15 protein-coding genes and 1 tRNA gene are annotated in these 21,171 nt (G+C 57.7%); 8 read left to right on the forward strand and 8 right to left on the reverse strand.

Annotated features, from left to right (window positions below):
* Together HY010_03070 and dcp are read right to left on the reverse strand one after the other, a co-directional pair.
* Nucleotides 1-1,530, reverse strand: a complete 1,530-nt coding sequence (locus HY010_03070; GenBank protein ID MBI3474688.1) for a carboxylesterase family protein — start codon at nt 1,528-1,530, stop codon at nt 1-3.
* Nucleotides 1,531-1,680: 150 nt separating this feature from the next.
* Entirely contained in the window at nt 1,681-3,837 is a 2,157-nt protein-coding gene (gene dcp, locus HY010_03075; GenBank protein MBI3474689.1) for a peptidyl-dipeptidase Dcp, read from the reverse strand.
* Nucleotides 3,838-3,980: 143 nt separating this feature from the next.
* On the opposite strand from dcp, the gene typA reads away from it, so the two are divergent.
* From typA to HY010_03095, 4 genes are all read left to right on the forward strand, one after another.
* On the forward strand, nt 3,981-5,804 hold the full coding sequence (gene typA / locus HY010_03080) for a translational GTPase TypA (GenBank protein ID MBI3474690.1): 1,824 nt from the start codon (nt 3,981-3,983) through the stop codon (nt 5,802-5,804).
* Between the two features lie 13 nt (nt 5,805-5,817).
* Nucleotides 5,818-6,051, forward strand: a complete 234-nt coding sequence (locus HY010_03085) for a hypothetical protein (GenBank protein MBI3474691.1) — start codon at nt 5,818-5,820, stop codon at nt 6,049-6,051.
* Nucleotides 6,052-6,152: 101 nt separating this feature from the next.
* Nucleotides 6,153-6,229 (forward strand) — tRNA-Arg (locus HY010_03090).
* 185 nt (nt 6,230-6,414) lie between these two features.
* Nucleotides 6,415-7,248, forward strand: coding sequence for a hypothetical protein (locus HY010_03095; protein MBI3474692.1), 834 nt, complete (start codon nt 6,415-6,417; stop codon nt 7,246-7,248).
* Between the two features lie 203 nt (nt 7,249-7,451).
* Here the strand turns inward: HY010_03095 and HY010_03100 are convergent, their stop codons facing one another.
* Nucleotides 7,452-8,225, reverse strand: coding sequence for a thioredoxin domain-containing protein (locus tag HY010_03100; GenBank protein ID MBI3474693.1), 774 nt, complete (start codon nt 8,223-8,225; stop codon nt 7,452-7,454).
* Between the two features lie 149 nt (nt 8,226-8,374).
* On the opposite strand from HY010_03100, the gene HY010_03105 reads away from it, so the two are divergent.
* The 3 genes from HY010_03105 to HY010_03115 all read left to right on the forward strand — a co-directional run bounded on the left by HY010_03105 (nt 8,375) and on the right by HY010_03115 (nt 12,308).
* Nucleotides 8,375-9,289 carry a hypothetical protein gene (locus HY010_03105; GenBank protein MBI3474694.1) on the forward strand — a complete coding sequence of 305 codons (915 nt, stop codon included), beginning with the start codon at nt 8,375-8,377 and terminating at the stop codon, nt 9,287-9,289.
* Between the two features lie 413 nt (nt 9,290-9,702).
* Complete coding sequence (locus tag HY010_03110) at nt 9,703-10,155, forward strand: hypothetical protein (GenBank protein ID MBI3474695.1); 453 nt, start codon at nt 9,703-9,705, stop codon at nt 10,153-10,155.
* A gap of 107 nt (nt 10,156-10,262) precedes the next feature.
* Nucleotides 10,263-12,308: a sulfatase-like hydrolase/transferase gene (locus HY010_03115; GenBank protein MBI3474696.1), complete on the forward strand. Its 2,046-nt coding sequence runs from the start codon at nt 10,263-10,265 to the stop codon at nt 12,306-12,308.
* A 114-nt stretch (nt 12,309-12,422) separates the two neighbouring features.
* Here the strand turns inward: HY010_03115 and egtD are convergent, their stop codons facing one another.
* Together egtD and egtB are read right to left on the reverse strand one after the other, a co-directional pair.
* Nucleotides 12,423-13,400: an L-histidine N(alpha)-methyltransferase gene (gene egtD, locus HY010_03120; GenBank protein MBI3474697.1), complete on the reverse strand. Its 978-nt coding sequence runs from the start codon at nt 13,398-13,400 to the stop codon at nt 12,423-12,425.
* A gap of 7 nt (nt 13,401-13,407) precedes the next feature.
* Complete coding sequence (gene egtB, locus HY010_03125; GenBank protein ID MBI3474698.1) at nt 13,408-14,754, reverse strand: ergothioneine biosynthesis protein EgtB; 1,347 nt, start codon at nt 14,752-14,754, stop codon at nt 13,408-13,410.
* Nucleotides 14,755-15,002: 248 nt separating this feature from the next.
* On the opposite strand from egtB, the gene HY010_03130 reads away from it, so the two are divergent.
* A complete protein-coding gene (locus tag HY010_03130) occupies nt 15,003-15,341 on the forward strand; it encodes a hypothetical protein (protein ID MBI3474699.1) in 339 nt (112 codons plus the stop codon).
* Between the two features lie 4 nt (nt 15,342-15,345).
* Here HY010_03130 and HY010_03135 read toward each other — a convergent pair whose 3' ends face one another.
* The 3 genes from HY010_03135 to HY010_03145 form a co-directional block, all read right to left on the reverse strand.
* On the reverse strand, nt 15,346-19,083 hold the full coding sequence (locus HY010_03135; GenBank protein MBI3474700.1) for a carboxypeptidase regulatory-like domain-containing protein: 3,738 nt from the start codon (nt 19,081-19,083) through the stop codon (nt 15,346-15,348).
* Between the two features lie 205 nt (nt 19,084-19,288).
* The gene (locus tag HY010_03140; protein ID MBI3474701.1) at nt 19,289-20,200 is read right to left on the reverse strand and encodes a VWA domain-containing protein; all 912 of its coding nucleotides are present in this window, start codon (nt 20,198-20,200) and stop codon (nt 19,289-19,291) included.
* A gap of 10 nt (nt 20,201-20,210) precedes the next feature.
* Complete coding sequence (locus HY010_03145) at nt 20,211-20,945, reverse strand: molybdenum cofactor biosynthesis protein MoaE (GenBank protein MBI3474702.1); 735 nt, start codon at nt 20,943-20,945, stop codon at nt 20,211-20,213.
* Nucleotides 20,946-21,171 lie beyond the last annotated feature (226 nt).

Below are 21,171 nucleotides of genomic sequence, written 5' to 3' on the forward strand. Positions count from 1 at the left end.
CTACGGTTTGCCGGCGATTTTCTCCACCAGATCAAGACGAGCCTTCCAAGGATCGGGCCCGGCAACGGCGCCGTCACTAGTGAAGTCGAGTATCGTGTCGCTGTCCGCCGCGTACGCAGGCCACTTCGTACGCGGACGCCCGCCGGCGTTGGGGTCGCCCGACTTCGCGAACGCAACCCAGTATGCATTCACCGTCAGCGCCATCGCGCTATCGGCGGTATCGAGTTTGCTCACGTACGCCGCATTTGCCACGGTGTTGAAGACAAATGCAAGTTCGGTCGCATGATGCGCGCCGTCAACCTGAGCGCGGTCGGCGACCGGAACATAAGAAAAGCGATAGGCATAGGTAGGCTGTCCCGCCGCCGATTGCTGTCGCGCAATAAAACGCATAGGCTCGACCATGAGACGGTCGGAAGCGACAGCCGCCCCGACAACCTTCGCATCGTTCGTGTGCTGAGGATCGTACACTGCGTACGCTTTCATCTGATTCAGGCCGAAGGGAAACATGACTTCCTGAATGTTTCGCGCGAAAGAGATTCCAATGTCGCGATTGGTGGCGCCGATCAGCAGCGGGACTTTCATCTGGCGTCCCGCCTGAAACGCAGCCTGCGGAGATTCGGGCAGCAATTGTCCATCGACCATCGGTCCGACAAACGTCTTGATCGCGCTGAAAATCGACATCATGTTCAGGCCGTCGACCACATCGTCCGGCGACAGTCTGCGCAGCGCGTCGAGCGCGGCGGCGTCCGTGCCGTTGATGCCTTTCGACTTGGCAAATGCCAGCGCCGCGGACTCTCCCGTCGCCTTGCTGAAAAAACCCGACTTCCCTTTCATCTGCGTCATGCCGCCCGCCCCATCGCGCGCGGGAGCGGACTCGACAATCGCCTGCTGAAACAATCCCTGTGCCATCGGTGAAGCCATCATCGCCAGCACGGAGCCACCGCCGGCAGACTCGCCAAAGATCGTCACTTTTTTCGGATCGCCGCCGAAAGCTTCGATATTGTGCTGGACCCATTTGAGCGCGGCGATCTGGTCCATGTATCCATAATTGCCCAGCGGTCCCGAAGGCGATTCGGCGGCCAACGCAGGATGCGCGAAGTATCCGAAACGCCCCACGCGGTAGTTAAAGCTCACCAGCACGACGCCCTGCCTGGCGAACTGCGTGCCGTCGTAAACCGCCGGCGAACTGCCGCCATTAACCCAACCGCCGCCGTAAATCCAGACCATCACGGGCAGCTTGGAAACGGCGGCGGGTAAGGGAGTCCAGACGTTCACGTAGAGACAATCTTCGTTGGGAGTAGTGCGTAGCGGCGCGAGGTCCTCAATAAACGGACGCTGCATGCAGTCATGCCCGTAGTCGGTGGAGGGGCGGACAGTCGTCCAGGGCGCGGGTGGCTGTGGAGGCTTCCACCGTAGAGGTCCGACCGGCGGCGCAGCAAAAGGGATTCCCTTGAAGGAGACAACACCATCCTGCGTGATGCCGCGCACGGCGCCCGACTCAGTTTTCACTTCGTCCGAAGCGGAAACCATCACTCCAGACACAATGATCACGACTGCCGACCAGCACAGAAACTTGCAGACTTTCATTCGTTCCTCTGAGCGGTCATTCGGGTTGCTCCGAATGATTGCCGCCCAGAGTACCATTGACGCGCTCAGGCGTTCATTTGTTTCTTGGCCGCCCTATTTGGCCCCTTCCGGCAACAATCCCCGGTACTTCAGCATGGGCTCGATCGTCGGCTCCGCGCCGAGCCATGCGGCATACATCTTCGCAAGGTCCTCGGTGTTGCCGCGCGACAAGACCATGTTGCGAAGGCGGTCTCCGTTCGCGCGAGTGAGGCCGCCATGATCCTCGAACCACTGGTAGGCGGCGTGGTCGAGCATCTCGCTCCAGAGATACGCGTAGTAGCCGCCCGCGTAGCCGCTGCTCCAGATGTGCGAGAAGTAGCTGGAACGGTAGCGGGGAGGCACGGAACTCAACAGCAGGTTGGTCTTTTTCAGTGCAGCGATCTCGAACTCGTCCGGCTTCTGCAGCGGAGCGGCGGCCGGCAGTGTATGCCACTGCATGTCCAGTTCGGCGGCGGCCAGCACTTCTGTCAGAGCGTATCCGCCATTGAAGTTTTTCGCCTTCTTGAGTTTCGCAACCAACTCTTCCGGCATAGGAGCGCCGGTCTTGTAGTCCTTCGCGAAATGTTGAAACACGCTCGGATAAGTCGCCCAGTGCTCATTGAATTGCGACGGGAACTCGACAAAGTCACGCGCGACCGCTGCCCCCGACAGGCTCGGGTACATAGTGTTGGCAAACATGCCATGCAGCGCGTGCCCGAACTCGTGGAACATCGTGGTCACATCGCGGAAGCTGATCAGGGCGGGCTGACCGGGCGCGGGCTTGCTGAAGTTGGCGACGTTAAAGACCACCGGCTTCGTGCCCAGCAGCTTGGACTGGCTGACATACACTTCCATCCAGGCGCCGCCATTCTTGTTGTCGCGCTTGAAGTAGTCGCAGTACCAGAGCGCCATCGACTTGCCGTCCGCATCGAACACTTCAAACGCGCGCACGTCCGGATGGTAGACCGGGATATCCTTGCGTTCCTTGAAAGTGATCCCGTAGAGCTGGGTGGCAGCGTAGAAGACGCCATTCTCCAGCACGTTGTTCAACTCAAAAAACGGCTTCACCTGCGCTTCATCGAGGTCGTAGCGCGATTTGCGCACCTGCTCGGCATAGAAGTCCCAGTCCCATGGCTCAAGCTGGAATCCGCCTTTTTGCGAATCGATGACCGCCTGGATGTCTTTTGCCTCAACTTTGGCGTGCGCGGTTGCGCCGGGCACCAGCGCGTCCATGAACTTCAGCGCGGCTTCCGGATTCTTCGCCATCTGGTCTTGTAGCTTCCAGGCAGCAAAGCTTGTAAACCCGAGGAGCTTGGCTTTCTGGGCGCGAATCTGGGCCAACCGCGCGATCGTATCGCGCGTATCGTTCGCGCCTCCACGTTCGGCGCGATTCCAGGCGTTCTCGAAGATCGTCTTCCGCGTGGTGCGCTGGCTGAGCGATCCGAGGTCGGGCTGCTGCGTGGTGTTCTGCAGGGTGATGACGTAGCCGTCTACTTTGCGATCTTTCGCGGTCTGCGCAGCGCCATCGATCCTCGCGGCACTTAAGCCTGCCAGAGCCGCCTTGTCGGAGGTGGTAAACGCCGCCTCCTTGGTCGCGGCCAGCAGCTTCGTGCTGAACGCGTTAGTGAGTGTGGACGCTTCCTCGTTCAGCTTTTTCAATTCAACTTTGTCGGACTCGGAGAGGTTCGCCCCGGCTTGCACGAACTGATCGTAGTCATACTCAACCAGGCGGAGCGATTCTGGATCAAGTTTGAGCGCATGGCGCTGGTCGTAGACGGCCTTCACTCGTTGAAACAACTTGGCATCGAGGAAGATCGCGTCCTGGTGCGCGGCTAGTTTCGGCGCCTCGATGTCCTGCACCTTCTGCAGTTCATCGCTCAGGTTCGCCCCGGTAACGCCGTTGAATATCTGCATCACGCGGGTGAAGAGCTGGCCCGACTTCTCGAGCGCGACAATCGTGTTATCGAAGGTCGGAGGCTCGGGGTTGTCGGCGATCGCCCGCACTTCCGCGAGTTGTTGCGTCATTCCGGCGTCGATCGCAGGCTGGTAGTCCGTGTCCTTGATCTTGTCGAACGCAGGCGCTTGAAACGGCAATGAACTCGGCGCATAGAACGGGTTGTTTGGACCAAATTCACCATTGGCTGCCGACGCGGGCGCACTCGACCCCGCTGCCAAAACGCTACCTAGAGTCAATGTCCCCATCTTGAGAAGTATCCCCTTTAACTCGCGCATTTTTATGATGGCCATAGTCACTGATTTTTCCTCAGATCATTGATTGTAAAGGAAGATTTGTCCGCCGGCTTCGCCACGGGCATCGTGATCCGCGTTCGCATAGTAAAGTAGTAGTAGCACCCAAAGTCAGGAAGGATTCCTTTTTGAGTACAAGCATTCGCAACATCGCTATCATCGCCCACGTCGACCACGGCAAGACCACGCTGGTTGACGCCATGCTGCAACAGAGCGGCACGTTCCGATCCAACGAGCACCATGTCGAGCGCGTCATGGATTCGAACGAACTGGAGCGGGAGCGCGGCATCACCATTCTGGCCAAGAACACGGCCATCTTTTATCACGACGTCAAGATCAACATTGTGGACACGCCGGGTCACAGCGACTTCGGCGGCGAAGTCGAACGCGCGCTGAAGATGGTCGACGGTGTAATGCTGCTCGTCGACGCCAGCGAAGGCCCGCTGCCGCAGACTCGCTACGTCTTGAGCAAGGCCCTGGAAGCAGGTCTCCCGCCGATTCTCGTGATCAACAAGATTGATCGCGCCGATGCGCGACCGCAGGAAGTGTTGAACGAGGTCTATGACCTGTTCATCGATCTGGATGCGAAGGAAGATCAGATCGACTTTCCGGTGCTCTACACCAATGCCAAGATCGGCACGGCATCGACCGACATCAAAGGCGGCGGCGAGGATCTGCGTCCGCTATTTGATGCCATCATCAAGACCATTCCGCTCCCGAAGGGCGATCCGGACGGTCCGCTGCAGATTCTGGTCGCGAACCTCGATTACAGCGACTATCTCGGGCGCCTGGCCATTGCGCGCGTATTCAACGGCAAGATGCATACCGGCGAAGACGTCGTCATCGCCAAGCTCGACGGCACGCTGCACAAGACGAAAATTACGAAACTCTTTTCGTTCTCCGGCCTGAAGCGAACCGATATTACCGAGACGACATTGGGAGACATCGTCGCCGTCGCTGGCGTGGAAGGCATCACGATCGGCGAGACCATTACCGACGTCCTTAACCCCGCTCCGCTTCCGCATATCGCAATCGATGAGCCGACGATCGCCATGCTGTTCACTGTCAACACTTCTCCCTTTGCCGGGAGAGATGGCCAATACGTCACGTCGCGCAACTTAAAAGAGCGGCTCGAAAAGGAATTGCTGACCAACGTCTCACTGCGCGTCGAAAGCATGGGTACGACCGATTCGTTCAAAGTTCTGGGACGCGGCGAACTGCAGCTTTCCATCCTGATCGAAATGATGCGTCGTGAAGGTTACGAACTGATGGTGGGCAAACCCGAAATCGTCACCAAGCGCATCGACGGCAAGCTGATGGAACCGGTGGAGCACCTCACCATCGACGTCCCGGAAGAATTTGTCGGCGTCGTGATGGAACAACTGGGCTCGCGCAAAAGCGAAGTCAAGAATATGCACAATCACGGCTACGGCCGCGTGCGTATCCAGTTCCGCGTGCCCAGTCGTGGGTTGATCGGACTGCGCAGCCAGTTGCTTACCGACACGCGCGGCACGATCGTGATGAATTCCCTGTTCGATGGCTACACCGAGTGGCAGGGAGAGATTCCGCATCGCTTGACGGGTGCGCTCATCTCCGACCGCAACGGAACTTCAACGGCGTATGCCTTGTGGGGCCTGCAGGAACGCGGCGAACTCTTCGTTTCAGCGGGAATCGAACTCTACGAAGGCATGATCGTCGGGGAGAATGCAAAGGATACGGACCTCGACGTGAACGCGGTCCGCGAAAAGAAACTCACCAACATGCGCGCCTCGACGGCGGACGAAGCCATCCGCCTCGTCCCCTACAAGCCGCTCAATCTGGAACAGGCGATTGAGTTCATCGCGGACGATGAGTTCGTCGAAGTCACTCCCAAGGCTTTGCGATTGCGGAAGAAGGTTTTGCAGTCGAACAAACGCAAGCGCGGTCCACTCGCCATGGTGCAAGAAACATAAAATAGAGACGTAAATGAAGAAGGCGAAAGCCAAGACGCGCGAGGATCAGAAACCCCTGCCCAGAATGTTTCTGATCCCGTGCAGTTGCGGCACGACCTTCGCGATCGCCGAGAATTTCGACCGGCAGGGGACACATATCCGCAGCTTCCTTCCTTGCCCCGGATGCGGCAAACGGCACGATCCCAAGAACCGCGTGTTACGCATGGACTACAACCGCGAGCGTTTCTGGAACGTCGACGGTTGTTGAGCGGTCAGTAGAGACGCGGCAAGCCGCGTCTCTACGCTCAGATTCGTGGGGATCGGGACCGGATTTGAGGGTGCTCGCGACCCGATGTACACTGTCCACATGCGCCCGTAGCTCAGCTGGATAGAGCGCTTCCCTCCGAAGGAAGAGGCCGGGAGTTCGAATCTCTCCGGGCGCACCATAAAACCCAGCTGTCAGCTCTCGGCTTTCAGCTCAAATCGCAAGGGTCCTAGTCGACCTGTTGTGGAAGTAACCAGCGTAACCTCTCCGCTTCTCTAAAGTTTCCCATCCAAAGGACCGATAGAGTGCCAGACGGCAAGCCATCTCATCTGCATTGCCCGTCCGAGCAAGTACAACGGAGAGCATATGTCCACACAGCCAATCTCAGACAAAGCATCGATTCTGCAGGAGTTGCAGGGCTTTCGACACCATCGGACCACGGGTGGATTTCACAAAGCTCGTACGACCGAGGATGTTGCCGTCCAGAGTCCGTCGGTGGTGGTCGTCATCAACGGTTCCCAGGGAACATCCGGACCACTTCCTCCCGAGTCGATCCACAATGAACGGCAGATCTTCTTCCATGACCGGAAGGCTGCCCTGCAGCAATTGGGTGCGGCACTACAGTCCGGCGACGCTGCGGCCGTACAGAAGGCGTACGACGCACTTGTAGCACTTGGTAAGAATGGTCCGCTGGTAAATGGCGAGACGTTCCACCGGGCTGACCGCGCACAGGACTTCGCCGCTATCGGTCAAGCCCTTGCTTCCGGCGATCTGGCTGGCGCACAGACCGCATTCGACGCTTTGGCGAGCACTTTCCAGGGCCACGGGCATAGCGTAGGTACTCTGCCGCCGACGCCAGCACCCGGACCTTTGCCGCCGACGCCGGCACCTGGGCCGTTGCCGCCGACGCCGGTGGGGACATTGCCGCCTACTATCCCGCCCCAGGGAACGCTTCCGCCAACCACGTTACCGCCATCCACCGGCGGCGTGGGCGGGCCAAGCGGACCTCCTGAGATCATCATCAATCTGGGAGGGAGCACCTCTGGCCACGTCAGCATTGACGTACAGCAGCAAAACGGCGGTGAATCCGTTTCCATCAACGTGGACAATGGAGCCAGTAGCTACCAGCTCGTCCTGAACCTGACTGAATCGGCTGCGAGCAGCTCGGCGCAGAGTGGTTCCGTGAACGTGCAAGCGTAAGGGAATTTAAGACGTCAATCGCAGAGGCGTACCTCGAAGGGGGTGCGCCTCTTTTTTTGTCCAAAAATTTAAGGGCGTCCAGAGTGGCGACGCTGGACGCCCGATACCTCGGATGCGCATCAAAAGACGCGCTAGAGACACGTTAGATCAGGTCACCAAATCCGACAAGATATCCAGAGTTACTCGTTGCGCGTTACGAATAGCTATTTCGCGCCACCCGCAGTTGCCTTATGCTCGGGAGGCGCAACCCCTGCGTCGCGCAGGGCATTATCCAGAGCTGCTCGAATGTCGTCGATGGGCAGCGCTCCGTCGATCTTGCGGCCATTCACGAAGGTCTCGGGAGTCGCTGTCACTCCCAACGCCTGCCCTTCAAGCTGCGACGCGCGCACTGCTTTGTCGCTCTGTGCCTTAATACAAGCCTGCAGTTTCGTCGCGTCGAGATGGAACTTCGGGCCGCGCGCTGCGGCCGCTTTATCGAGCGCGGCAGCCTGCGTGGCGAGAACTTTCATGTCATTGAATTCTTTTTGATTGCTGTGGATAGCGTCGGAGAAATCCCAGTACGCATCGACGTTTTGCGCAAGCAAACAGTTCGCATCGATGGCTGCGTGAAGCGCCCACGGATGATTATCCTCAAGCGGGAAGTCCTTGTAGATAAACAGGACGCGATCGCCATACTCCTGGAGCAGCGTGGGAAACAGAGTCGCGTGCATGCGCGAGCAGAACGGGCACTGGAAATCGTCATAGGTGACGGCAACAACCTTGGCGTCCTTGGCGCCGCGTGTGGGGCGCCCGTTGACATCGATACTCTTCATCATTTCGGCATAGGGATCTTTGTTCATGTCGATGTGGAAAATGCGAAGCAGTGTCTTGTGGTCGCGGGCAAGGAGAAATTCGAAATCCCTCCTATTTTGTGGATCGTCGAACGTGACGTTCAGCGTGTCATAGCCCGGAATGTCGCTGGGTTGGAGCGGGTTCATGATGATCCTTATTTGCGGCGGCACCGAGAAAATCGCTCGTATCTTTGGCTCCAGACGTCGCATGACGTCATCTGGAGCGGTTGGCGCCGTTTGGGCCGAACCACCAATGCAGACCAAAAGCGTCATCAAGAAACAACGGACCGCAAATCTTGCTCGAATCGTCAACCGGAAATCTCCTGTGTGACAAGAACCGCTACGGTTATCCATTCCACCCCTCGTTTGGCTGTGATGCCCACAATGTCCAGGCAAAATTGCAGGCCTACCTCAACTTCAATCCAGACGCATTTAGTATAGACGCTGCAAACACAGCGCCAATGGCGTTATTTGCAAAACTACGGTCATGCGATATTCTCGAAACACGTTGTTCTGGAGAAAAAAACTCAATGCGTCGTCACAAGATACTCGGTTTTGCAGGGCTGGTTTTGTTTGCTGTCACGTTCATTCACGCCCAAAACCCGCTTGACGCGTTCCAGCAATTTTCAGCCTCGGTCAGCGGCAGCCCGCTCAAGTGGAACAATTTGAAGGTGTATCGTTCCGGAAACCAATGGCGAAGCGAGTTCGCGCACGAGAACGAGATTCGACTGGGTAACCTCAAGGACAAGAACGGCTGGTACATAAGGCCCCTGGATGGGGTTAAGCCGAACCAATGCGGGCGCATGACGCTTTTGGATATGACCACGTATCCGTTCTTTGCCTACACTGGCGAAGACATCATTGTGGAACGGGTCCCGGCGGCGGCTTCGCCGGCGGAGGAGAAGGAAACAGTCGACGGTCACTCCTGCAAAGTGGAGAACTATATCGTCAAGCCAAAAGAGGGTGGCGTCACCATCAAGATGAAACTCTGGGAGGCGGAAGACTTGAAGGGTTTCCCGATCAAAATGGAAATCGAGCCTTCGGCGAGACCCAAGTTTACAATGAGCTACTCCGATGTAAGCCTCGAGAAGCCTAACCTCAAACTCTTTCAACTACCTGCAATCTGCCGACTGCCAGGAAAACAAAATTCGCCGCCCGCTGCCGCGAAAACGCCGAGCAAGAAAACAGCTCAAACTCCAAAATCAAAATGAAGACAGGCTTGTTTCGCGATTTTCGGTACGAATCCGCAATCGCGGAATCCGGCCAGCAGCTTGGCTTTGCGGCGAGAACGACCGCAAGTTCGCACATATATCGCAAACTAATGCACCTCTGTGAACCTCATGGCTGAAAGTCTTTATCACTTGCGAACATTCTTGCGAAAAATTCGAATTCCTTCCTTGACAACAGAACACGCTTGTTCCATGATGCTCCTCGCATGTACGGGTTTTTCCCCGGACCCGCAAGCAAACAGTAGACTTTCCGTTAGCACGACTTCAACTTCCAGGTAAAGACGTCCACGAACACACATTCATGCGCGGATGACTACGATCTCGAATCAAGCGGTTGTAGCTGACGGACAACAACAACTGTGGTTCATGCATTTACTTCCAGGAGGAAACACAAAATGAAGAAGTTCGCGATTTGTCTCGCAGTTCTCGCCGTTGCAGCCCTGATGGTTCCGGGCGCCCAAGCCGCCGGACCGAAGTGCTATCACTTTACTAACTTCTGCGACGTCATCCAGGCCACCCAGGTTCACGTTGGCGGAATCCAGGGCAACGAAGTCGTCGGTCTGTGGGACGCATTTTGTATCGGCGCCGGCTCCGGCACCCTGATTTCGGGTGGTCCCGGCAAAGTTGGTACCCAGATCGTCTATCCGTACGTTGGCGGTTTTGCGTATGGCATCCAGGCCAACTTCACCTTCAAGAACAGCACCCATTTGTTTGATCTTTATGGAACGTTTGACGGCTTGACCACCGGCGCTTTCCAGACCAATCAGCCTTTCACGACCACCAACGGCGCTTGCAACCCGCTCGGACATCAGGCTCCTGGCAAGAAGTCCTCGATCGGCATGCGCTAGAAATAGTTTTGGCTTTCCTACTACACTCCCTGCCTCACGGCGGGGAGTTTTTTTTGCCAGATCAATTCCCCATGGCGCTCAGATTCGGGCGCGTTGATAGAAGCCGTATGCTAGACTCCATTCCATCGGCTATGCAGGCCCTCGCACGGTTTCTCCTGATTGTTCTGGTTGCGCAGTATGCCTTGGCCACCCCACCGAAGAATGCCAAGGGGGACACCCTCAAAGCAGCAAAAGCACCCAATCTGATCCTGATCACGCTCGATACCACGCGGGCTGACCGCATGGGCTTTCTCGGATCCAAGCGGGGATTGACACCCAATCTCGATGCCCTGGCGCAGCAGAGTGCGATCTTCGTCCGCGCGTACTCCCAGGTGCCTCTAACGACTCCTTCCCACGCAGCCATGCTGACGGGAACCTATCCGCAGTTTAATCAGCTCGAAGACCTGGGTATGCCTCTCGCCAAGGATCTGCCTTGGGTGCCCTCCCTGCTTCACCAGCGCGGCTATCACACGGCTGCCTTTCTCGGCGCCAATATTCTCGACGCAAAAGGAGGTACGGCGCCGGGCTTCGACCGAGGGTTCGATTTATACGACACTGATTTTCACGACGCTGCTCCCGGGGACGATCGGTACCACAGCATCGAACGTCGGGCGGGAGATGTTGCCGACCGAGCCCTTCGCTGGTTGAGCCAGACTCCGCAAGGACCATTCTTTATCTGGTTACATTTCTACGATGCACACGATCCCTATGACCCGCCCTCCCCGTTCAAAGAACGCTATCCCGAAGCACCTTACGACGGCGAGATCGCCTACACGGACTCGGTAGTCGGACGCCTGGTCGATGCGCTCCGCCAGCGCGGCCTGTTTGATAATTCCCTGATCGCGATCGCTGCCGACCATGGCGAAGCCTTTGGAGAACATGGCGAGGAACGGCATGGCATGTTCCTGTACGACGAAACCATTCGTGTGCCGCTCCTATTGAAGTTACCGCAGCAGAAACTTGCTGGACGAAAGGTGGATCCCCGCGTCGCGCTGGTCGACCTCGCCCCCACCTTGCTTCAAGCCGCCGGCATGACTGTGCCCGCCACCATGCAAGGTAGCTCGCTCTTCTCGCTACTCGAGTCAGACGAATCCTCTCCGGGCAACCAGAAAGAAAAGGACAAACCGAAAGACTCGGATCGAGCCATCTTTTCATCGTCAAGCTATGCGCGGCGCGTCTTTGGCGCCAGTGAATTGAGATCCTGGCGTTCGGGGAAGTATCTCTACGTGCAATCTCCGAAACGAGAACTCTACGATTTGCCCTTGGACCCTTCGACCAGCAACAATCTGGCGTCATCCTCTCAGGCCGTCGCCGACACCCTGGATACACAGGTTTCGGGCTTCCTGCAGAAAACCAGCAGCACCCGCAACAAGAATGCAAAACTAGATCCAAGCGTGGTCGAAAAACTGCGTGCACTGGGCTATCTGGCGAGCGAGAACAACGCGGTACAGAAGAGCGGAAAGGCCGCCATCGATCCCAAGGATTTGGTCGACGTGGCGAATCGATATCACCGCGCTTTGATCAAGGGGGAAGAAGGCCATTACGACCAGCAGATCACGGAACTTCGCGATATTGTGGCCCACAACCCCGACCTGCCCGGCGCTCAATATAACCTCGGCGTTGCGCTCATCCATGAAGGGAAGTTCGACGATGCGGTACCGTTTCTGCGCTCGGCATCGGAGCAATTTCCCGACTCTCCCTCCGGGCACTACCAACTTGGGCTCGCTTTCATCTACTTAGGCAAACTCGATGAAGCACTCCGCGAGATGCAGGCTGCCGTGGTCTGTCTGCCCAGTTCCGCCAATCTGCACAGCATCACTGGTACTGTGCACTTGCGCCTAGGGCAAATACCGGCTGCGATGAAGGAGTACGCAAAAGCGATTGAACTCGATCCCACTCATTTCGAGGCGACCTTTAGCTACGGCCGACTGCTTCTGATGCAGGGACGCACAGATGCGGCGCTCGTCAAACTCACCCGCGCATCCAAACTCAACCCTCAGTCGGCGGATGCTCACATGGCTTTGGCCGACGTGTACACCCAGATGGGCCAGACCGCCGCTGCCCAACGAGAAGTCAAGACCTACGAACGCCTAAGGGCGGCAAGCCCGCAGTAGATTTCGTAGCAGCCTGGTTGCAACAAACTGGCCACGCACCATCCTGTGGACAATGCACGGCGGGCTCACCGCATGGATGATGATTTGTAAGTGATTGGCCTCGGTTTGCGGCGATCACTCTGCGCGTAACAGTGTTTCTGCAAACGGCCATTCGTCATCCACCCATTGCTGATCGCAGCGAAACCCTGCCGCCATTGCCAATTGCAAAAGCTCCGGCCGGGAGTATTTGTGGCTGCTCTCCGTCCAAATGGTTTCGCCTTCGCGGAACGTTACGGTGAGGCCGGCGCGAGAGATGGTGACGTTCTGGTAGCGTTCCGACCGGAGATGCATTTCGATGCTGCGCGTCTCGGGGTTGTAGCGCGCTTCGTGACGAAAATGCGGTAGCGCAAAATTTCCGCCCAGTTCGCGGTTGATACGCGCCAGAAGGTTCAGGTTGAATGCCGCGGTAACCCCGAGACAGTCGTCGTAGGCGTCGAGCATCTGCGGAGTCGGCTTGATGAGGTCCGTGCCGAGAAGCAGGAAGTCTCCCGGCTGCAGGGTGCGCCGCACTGCGCGCAGAAATTTAACGTCCGCCGGACGGTCAAAATTTCCGATGGTACTTCCCAGAAACAGCACCAGCAAGTGTTCGCCCGGGCGCCGGTTGTCAGCCACTTCGAGCAGGCCGTCGAGATATTCACTCTCGAAGCCCACGATGCTGATGTGCTCAATATCGCCCAGCTCACGCGCACACATGGTCAGCGCGGAATGCGAAATTTCGATCGGACAATAGCGTGTTTGCTGCCGGCGATCGAGTGCTTCGAGCAGGTAGCGAGTTTTTTTGCCGCTCCCGCTGCCGAGTTCCGCGACCACCACGGGAGACTTGACTCTGGCCACTATCTCTCCCGCATTCTCTCGCAGCAGACGCTCGTCAGCGCGCGTGAGCCCGTACTCGGGAAGCGCACTGATCACTTCGAAGAGCGCGGAACCGACTTCGTCATACAGGTATTTCGATGGCAATTCTTTCTGGCCGGGACGGAGCAAGCCCTCGCGCACCTCAGCGGCAAATTCAGCGATGGGATCGGCAGTGGTCGTAACTGTCTGTCGCAAAATCATTCGGTCCTCACGCGAGCCGGTTGCTCACACAGCGAAATCCTGCATAGACGTACTGGTAATGCGCCTGGAACCAGTTACGAAACGAAGGCCGCAACATACATGCAGCCGTGCGCGACGATGCGCCTTTGATTACGAAATGCTTGCCATCGAAAAAGTCGGCGGAATATCCCGGATAAAACGAAAATGTTTCAAACCCGCGGAACGGCGCGAACACCGTCGACGTCCACTCCCAACCGTTACCGAGTATGTCTTCCGGGCCAAAAACGCTAGCACCAGCAGGATGGGCAGCCACTGAAACAGGATCCCAATGCGCAAAATCAAAATTGCCGCGGGACGCATCAGGTGACTGTGCACCCCAGGGATACTTTCTGGATTGTCCGTCCTGCGCTCCATACACTGCCCTCTGCCACTGTGCTTCATTGGGCAGGCTCTTCCCTGCCCAACGTGCGTAGGCACTCGCCTCGGCATGGCTCACATACACAGGCCAATCAAGCGGCAAAGGAATCGCAGAGAACATCCCCTTCCAGAACCACGGGGCACCGTGATCCTGTTTCTCCCAAAATGCTGGATGCGAAATGCCGCTCGACTCTTTCCACACCCAATCCGCGTCGCTCCACAATTTTTGATTGGCGTAGCCCCCCTCGTTGAGGAATCCCAGGTATTCGGCATTGGTTGTCTTGTAACGTTCAATCGCAAAACCGGGAACTTCGACCGCGTGGCGTTCGTATTCGTTATCCCATCCGAAAGCATTGTCGGAGCGAGACAGGCCAAGGGCAACCGCACCGGAAGGAATTTCAATCATTCCCGAAGCGCGCGCTCCAGCCGAAATGCGCGGGATATCCGCAGGAGCGATCTTCCGCTCGTATGGCAAACGATGCAGCATGTAAGCGAGCGTCTCGGCGTGCATCAAACGATGCTCGATCGCCACATTCAGGAGCAGCGCCGGGGAGAATTCTCCGTCACTCCCTCCAGTTCCCTGCGCTAGTTTCTGAAGGCGTTCATCCAGTTCCTCGCGTACCCGCCGGACGTACTGCCGTACCTGTTCGACCTTTGGCCAGTCGGATGGCTGGTCGGTGGGTAGACCGCCCCCGACCGGATCGATCCCGAATGCGAACAATCGATCGAGCTGGGCAGAAGTGTCAGGAAGAGAAAGCGATCTTCCCCGGAGAAGATTTCGATCAAAGGCTTCCAGGTGCCCGATGTAGAAAATAATCCGGTGCCGTTCGCGGATGGGGCGCTCGTACAGCGAGTCAGGACGGACGATATCAAACAGCGCGTCGGTCCGGCGTCGCGCATCCTCCAAACTGGAGATCAACGCACGGGGCACATCGATTTCATGATTGGTTGCGAGCATGACCGGACCTCCTGATCGAGCGTTGGGTTCGTCCAGCACAGAAATGGTCTCTTTTGGATGCCGGAACGCGCCCCAGGACCCTTCTTTTTCCAAAAAATCTACGCTAGCCGGCAAGAGAAATGCTGGACCACGATTTTCGGGCTAGAATCTCCGGGAAAGGCTGCAGTCTATTGCAGGATCTGGGGCCGTGGGCACGCATTTGTGCACGCCGGCGGCGCGCCAGAGGGAGTGCTCTTCAGGAGGCTTCGATGCAACGAAACGTGCTGGGCGCGCTTGGCTTGGAAATTCTGTTGATCGCAATCGTGATGACGACTGGATCCGGCGGGCAAGTTCGTCACGGGTTTCCTACGCCGCCAGAGCCCGCCGTGCATGAGGAAGCGCAAAAATCGCAGGAGCGAAAACTCCCGATTCCACGTACAGATGGCGTCGCGATGGAACGCGAAGCAAAGGAAATGTCGGCACTCGCCGCCAGTATCCCCGGGGACATTGAACTCATGAAGAAAGGCCTGCTACCGAGCGATGCCCTCGACAAGTTGAAGAGAATTGAAAAGCTCTCCAAACAATTGCGCGGACAAATTCACCGGTAACCGATCAGAAAGTAATCTTCACCCCAAATTCAATTTGCCGGGGCGCTCCGAGTGCGTAGGTCCCCGAGCCGGGCATGATTCGATCCAGGCGCGAAGTGCAGAGCGCGCTTGAGTTTCCGCAGGTGCCTGGAGAGCTGGCGCCATTCAACGAACTGCCCGGTGAACCGTCAAGCACGCCGTTCAACTGACGGCCCGCGCCTCCAAAGTTCGCGAAATTCGCTATGTTGAAGGCAGCTACGTTCGGTTCCACCCGGACCCGCTCCCCAATTCGAAACGGCCAGCTGAAGCGTAGATCAACCGTCTTGAGCCAGGTCGTCTGCGCCGGATTGTGCGGCAACGCCGGACATCCGGGCTGTGCCGGACCCGCGCAGACGAAGGGATAGAGCGCACCCAGTTTCGAAAGCTGGTCGGAGGTGAACAACGGAGCGATCGTCCCATTCTGGCTGACCAGCGCCGCGCTGGCCGAGGTCAACCGGCCGGCGTAGTTCTTGTTATAGATTGCGATGGCATTACCCAAATCGCTACCCGAATATCCGCCCAGACCGCCAACGCTCGTTCCGGGAAGAAGATCGCCGACAGTACCATCACCGGTGGCGTCGGTCCGAAAGATTTCTCCGGCCACTCCACCGCCGTCCAGTTGCGGAAGGCGCGCGCTCAACTCCAGCGGAGAGGCCATCTGGGCAATGATGGAAAGCCGCGGTCCGTGCGGCAAGTCAAAGGTGGGCGCAAACGTAAACATGTTGCGCCGGTCGAGTCCGGACGATCCAAAATGACCGACGTGCGGGCGGATGTAATCTTCCGCCCGGCTGAGAATCGAGAAATCGCCGCCGCTGCCATCCGCCGCCGCGACGTTGCTTTGATATTTCGAATAGGTATAGGCAACCGCCAGATCCCAGTGCCGGATGCCGCGCGCCAGGCGATCTCCCGAAGTCCGAAACGTGGCATGCACGCCGACATACTTCGTGCGCCCGCTCGGGAAGTACATCACGTTCGATCCCAGGTACTGCAATTTCGTCGGATCGGCGGGGTCGATTGCGGTCGCATGAATTCCACCGAACGCGGGCTCCGGTAAGCCAAGCACGGAACACGGGAACGGACCGCAGAACGCATTTCCAGAATCGAGTCCATTGCGGGCGAAGTTAACAATGCTCGCTCCGGGAACCGCATTGATATAGCACTGCACAGCTGCCTGCGACTCGCTGCCAGCAGAGCCAGCGGGCGTACATCCAGCCTGCGTTACCGTGGCGTTAATTGCCGCCAGGGCCGCCGCGGAATCCAGATGCCGCGCATCGCCCACGTGGTTGGTGTCGATCCCGAGCGGATATTGCGTGCCGATCTCGCGCACGTAGTCCAGCGAGAACATGCTGCGCTCGCCTAGTTGGTGCTGGATCCCGGCGCTCATGTGCAACACTCGCGGGGTTCGGAAATTCGGCGCCAGCGTCCCGCCAAAGTTGGCGAGACTGTTTGCGAGCGAGTAAATATTATTCCCGCCAGTCACGGAAGACTGCGCGTCCAGATATTGCTGCTGAAGATGCTGGATCGCATCCGCGACCAGCACTGGTCCGTCCGCTCCCTGTACCGTGCCCCCGATCGGCTGTCCACAGAGCGAGCCGATACTTACTCCGTCTGTCGCGACTGAGTTTACGGCCGAACCATCCGGAAAGAGCACCGTTGACGCCGGACAAAGATTCAGGCTGCGGAAGTACTGCCCCTGCGACAATCGGCTGATGCGATCCTGATAGGCGTTCTGAAGAAGGAAGTTGTCGTAGAACAATCCGCCGCCCGCGCGAATCACGGTCCGGCCATTGCGGCCCGGATCCCATGCGACACCGGCTTGCGGAGCGAAATTCCAGTTGGGCTGACTCACACGATTGCCCAAGCCCTTTACGTCGCCAAACTGATCCAGTAGCGGCGTGCCGCCCGTGCAGATCTTGTCAGAGTTCGGAACGATATCCGTATTGATCGACGAACATGGGATCACGCCGAGATCGCTATTGGTGCGATTCGTATCGCGCGCGTAATTTACGCCTACGAAGATGTTGAGGTTTGGATAGAGCTTGAAAGTATCGGCGGCATAGAGTTCGATGCGATTATCCGTGTGGCCGCCCGTCGAACGATTGAAAGCAGAATGTTCGCTGAAATTTCCTAGCCCGTTGTAGATGGTGATGGTTCCCACTGGATAATTCAGCGGATTCTCGGCACCGCCCGACAGAGTCGGATCATTGTTGATGGCGGTAATCACATCGATGCCATTGGAACTGGTCACCGACGGTCCAACGATTCCGGGTGAATAGAAATCGCCCTGTTCGATCCGATGAATGGCACCGCCAAAACGGAACGTGTGCCGGTCGTGGAACGGCGTGCTGCCATCGTAGCGCCCGAACAAATCACGTTGAATCGTTTGCCGCGGTCCCTGCGAGTTCGGCCCCGCCTCGAAAGATCCTATCTGCAGGTGAAACGGAGCTTCGGGGATAACGAGGGAGTCCCCACCTAACGCCGGATTGAGGGAGTTGACCAGCTTCTGATACCCGAAGCGCCCGCTGTGCGCGAATCGGCCTCGGTTCCAGTCCAAACCAAACACCGCGGACGGCACATTGATCTGATTCCGCAGCTTGGCCAGGCTATCGGTCGGCCCTAATCCGTTGGCGTTGTTATAACTGTAGCGGGCAAACCACTTCGCGTTTTCCGACCAGTTGTAGTCGAGGCGAGCGGTCAGCATGTTTTCACGGAACGGCGCCTGACGCGTGCTCAGAAAGTTGGCAGGAAACCCCTGGTAGAACGGCAACACGCCGTCGTCCTTGGTGCGCTCGCCGCCGAAATATAGGAATGCTTTATCTTTGATCAACGCCCCGCCCGCTCCAAACCCATAGTGCTGGCGGCTGTATTTCGGATCACCCGAAGGAAAGCCTGCGAGTCCTATCTTGCGGTCGCGGAAGTTCCCGAACAGATTGCCATGCCAATCGTCGCCCCCAGAGCGCGTCGTCAGACGAACGGATCCCGCCGCGTTCAGCGACTGAAATACTTCCGGCAAAGTCCGGGTCACAATCAATTCGTTGACCGCTTCGGCAGGCAAGTTGGCGATTGCCCCGCCCCTGGTTTCGTCCATTGCTTCGACTTCGTCGAAGTCGTAATGGACGGTGCGCCCGTACTGACTGTTGAGGGAGAGCGCCTGGTAACCACTCTTGCCAGAATCCAGTATCGAGCCATCGACGACCTGCACGCCGGGATCTGTCCGGGCGAGGCTTACAGTAGCGCGGCCGTTGATCGGCATCGAATCGACCAGTTCCCCTGGCCGGCGACTTTCCAGCCGAACTGGCCCGGGATTGATCCCCTCCAGTTTGAAGTCGGCGACGGCAGCCGCTCCCACCTTCACGGTGATATGAGTTTCGGAAATCTGTAGGTTGCGCGCATTCACCTGCACCAGGTAGTCCCCGGGCGCCAATCCCTCTGAAACATAAGCGCCATTCTTGCCGGAACGGACCACCGTACTGGTGCCTTCCAGTTTGGAACGGAACAGGACGCGTGCCCCTTCGATCGGATTGCCGTCGACGTCCTTCACCGTGCCCTGGACGGTGCCTGCAGGGGCCTCAGTGGACGCAGGAGCCTCGGTTGCCGCGGGGGCATCCTGAGGAGTAGCAGGCGCGTCCTGCGCAGGCGAGGGCAAACTAAACAGGGCAAATGTAAGCAAGCAGAAGGAAATCGGGCGAAACAACCGCCGCCACAACACGGGCTTGGATAACAAAGCAACACTCTCCTGGGAGCAGAACGTCGAAGCCAATTCTGCGGTGCTAGGGTCTGAGCTTCAACCGCTTCAATAATGGATAGAACAGTTTACTAGATGCGGGGGCAGTGGCGGCGAGGTGTATGGGAAATATGGGAACTATGCCTTAAGCGATAGGTTTCAAAAAGAAGGGGTGGGCAGCGCTGACCCGTAAGATCCCATGCTCCTAGAACGAGTCTTTCGTGGTGTAGTATCCCGCGCGGTAGCGGGCCCGGTAGGGACCTCCGGCGGGAGGGTTGGTCAAGTCGATTTGGATGTGGCGGAAATCGGCGAACGACTCGCGCTGCGAGGGATAGTACGCGAGAAGGTATTGGGTGCGGAGTTCGTCGCTGATCTGGCGGAAGGCTTCGTCCAGCTGTTGCAGTGAGCTTGCGTAGTAATATTTGCCGCCCGTGTCTTCAGAAAACTGAATCAGGGCATGTTCGCCCCCCGTGTCGCGTCCAGCGCTGGCTTCGATCGGGACGATGATGACGCTGTAGATAATTGCTTCGGATTCCTGGGCTGCGCGCAGCGCTTGTTTGTAGTCGACCTGGCTGATCGTGTCTCCGCCATCGGTGACCGCTACGATCACCTTTCTTCCCTGCCGTTTTCCTAACGCCTCCGCGCCGAGAAACACGACGTCGAACAATGCCGTGGCCGATCCGTTGCGAAGATGATCGATGCCGGCGTCGATGCGGCCAAGGTCAGCGGTGAACGGCACCACCTGCGTGACTTCTTCACTGAACTTGTAAACCGCGAGCCCGTCTTGTGGGCGAACAATGGTGTGCGCGAATTTGTGCGCCGCGGCCTGCTCCAGAGGAAGATCTTTCTTGGTGCTCAAGCTGGTATCAATCGCGAGCACGATCGATAGCGGTATCGCGGACTCGCGGCTGAAGATTGCGATCTTCTGTTCCTTGCCGTCTTCCTTCAATAGGAAGTTTTCTTTTTGCAGGCTCGCCACCGGCCCGCCGTGGGCATCGGTGACGGTTACGAAGACGTTAACTAGTTTGACATCAACCTTGAGAGTGGTTTCCGGATCCTGCGCCAGACAGGCCAGGCTTGTGACACCGAGGATCAGGGCTACGCCAAGAAATTTCATGCGGGGACAATCATTTGGATGCAGGCTGCCCTCTGGTTGCGCCTGCGGGACGAGCGATTTCTTCGGGAAAGGGCTCACCGTCTGCCCACACAGCTCCGTCCTCGAAATATTCTTTCTTCCAGATGGGAACCGTCTTCTTCAAGGTGTCGATGATCCAGCGGCAAGCCTCAAATGCAGGCCCACGGTGTGCGGATGCTACCACGATCAGCACGCTCGTCTCACCGATTTCCAGGTGACCCAGACGATGCACGAGGGTCACTGCCCTTACGGCAAAGCGAGCCTTGGCATCCTCGCAGAGCGCCTCCATCTGCTTCAGCGCCATGGCTTCGTAGGACTCATAGTCGAGGTAGAGGGTACGACGCCCACGCGTGTTGTCGCGGACCACACCTTCGAAGACCACCGCCGCGCCATCCTGCGGGAGCTTGGTGCGATCGAGTTCCGCCTGCGTGGATATTGGTTCCCGCACAATGCGAACGCACGGTAGCACGCTGGCCGCGACCGAGCCTCCACTCACCGGCGGAAGCAATCCAACTTCGTCGCCGCTCCGTAGAACTTTTTCTGGACCGGAATACTCCTGATTTACAGACAGCGCCAGCGATGGAAGCAGCGACTCCAAACGGGGCGCCTGGCTTACATAGTGGGAGAGGACGGCTTGAAGACGGGCTCCTTCCGGGAGTTCCAGCGCATCGCTCGACCGTCCGAGCAGGTCTTTCAACATCCCGAAAAAAAGTACGCGAATCTGCATCGCAAATCACGAGGTCCCGCGGAGACGCGCCAATCCGCATCCATACGGCGTATGAAATTTTGGACGGACAGCTCCCCCGCCTAGCGTCCAGTGTAGCGCGACCAAGCGCGGGAACGCCTCGAATAACCCCGAAAATTAGGGCTGGATGAGGTTTTTGTATCCCAGTGGTCTATTACCTCCGTAATCGTGCATAAGGTCACTTTCCGTCATAGGCTTATGTCCGAAG

It is taken from the genome of Acidobacteriota bacterium, from assembly GCA_016196065.1.
GTDB lineage: Bacteria > Acidobacteriota > Terriglobia > Terriglobales > Acidobacteriaceae > Acidiflorens.

Bases quoted from the DNA above. Each gene is read 5' to 3' on its own strand.
- HY010_03110 (MBI3474695.1), top strand. From the start codon at position 9,703: ATGAAGAAGTTCGCGATTTGTCTCGCAGTTCTCGCCGTTGCAGCCCTG.
- HY010_03145 (MBI3474702.1), bottom strand. From the start codon at position 20,945: ATGCAGATTCGCGTACTTTTTTTCGGGATGTTGAAAGACCTGCTCGGA.
- dcp (MBI3474689.1), bottom strand. From the start codon at position 3,837: ATGCGCGAGTTAAAGGGGATACTTCTCAAGATGGGGACATTGACTCTA.
- HY010_03130 (MBI3474699.1), top strand. From the start codon at position 15,003: ATGCAACGAAACGTGCTGGGCGCGCTTGGCTTGGAAATTCTGTTGATC.
- HY010_03140 (MBI3474701.1), bottom strand. From the start codon at position 20,200: ATGAAATTTCTTGGCGTAGCCCTGATCCTCGGTGTCACAAGCCTGGCC.
- HY010_03070 (MBI3474688.1), bottom strand. From the start codon at position 1,530: ATGGTTTCCGCTTCGGACGAAGTGAAAACTGAGTCGGGCGCCGTGCGC.
- HY010_03095 (MBI3474692.1), top strand. From the start codon at position 6,415: ATGTCCACACAGCCAATCTCAGACAAAGCATCGATTCTGCAGGAGTTG.
- HY010_03085 (MBI3474691.1), top strand. From the start codon at position 5,818: ATGAAGAAGGCGAAAGCCAAGACGCGCGAGGATCAGAAACCCCTGCCC.
- HY010_03100 (MBI3474693.1), bottom strand. From the start codon at position 8,225: ATGAACCCGCTCCAACCCAGCGACATTCCGGGCTATGACACGCTGAAC.
- egtB (MBI3474698.1), bottom strand. From the start codon at position 14,754: ATGCTCGCAACCAATCATGAAATCGATGTGCCCCGTGCGTTGATCTCC.
- HY010_03115 (MBI3474696.1), top strand. From the start codon at position 10,263: ATGCTAGACTCCATTCCATCGGCTATGCAGGCCCTCGCACGGTTTCTC.
- egtD (MBI3474697.1), bottom strand. From the start codon at position 13,400: ATGATTTTGCGACAGACAGTTACGACCACTGCCGATCCCATCGCTGAA.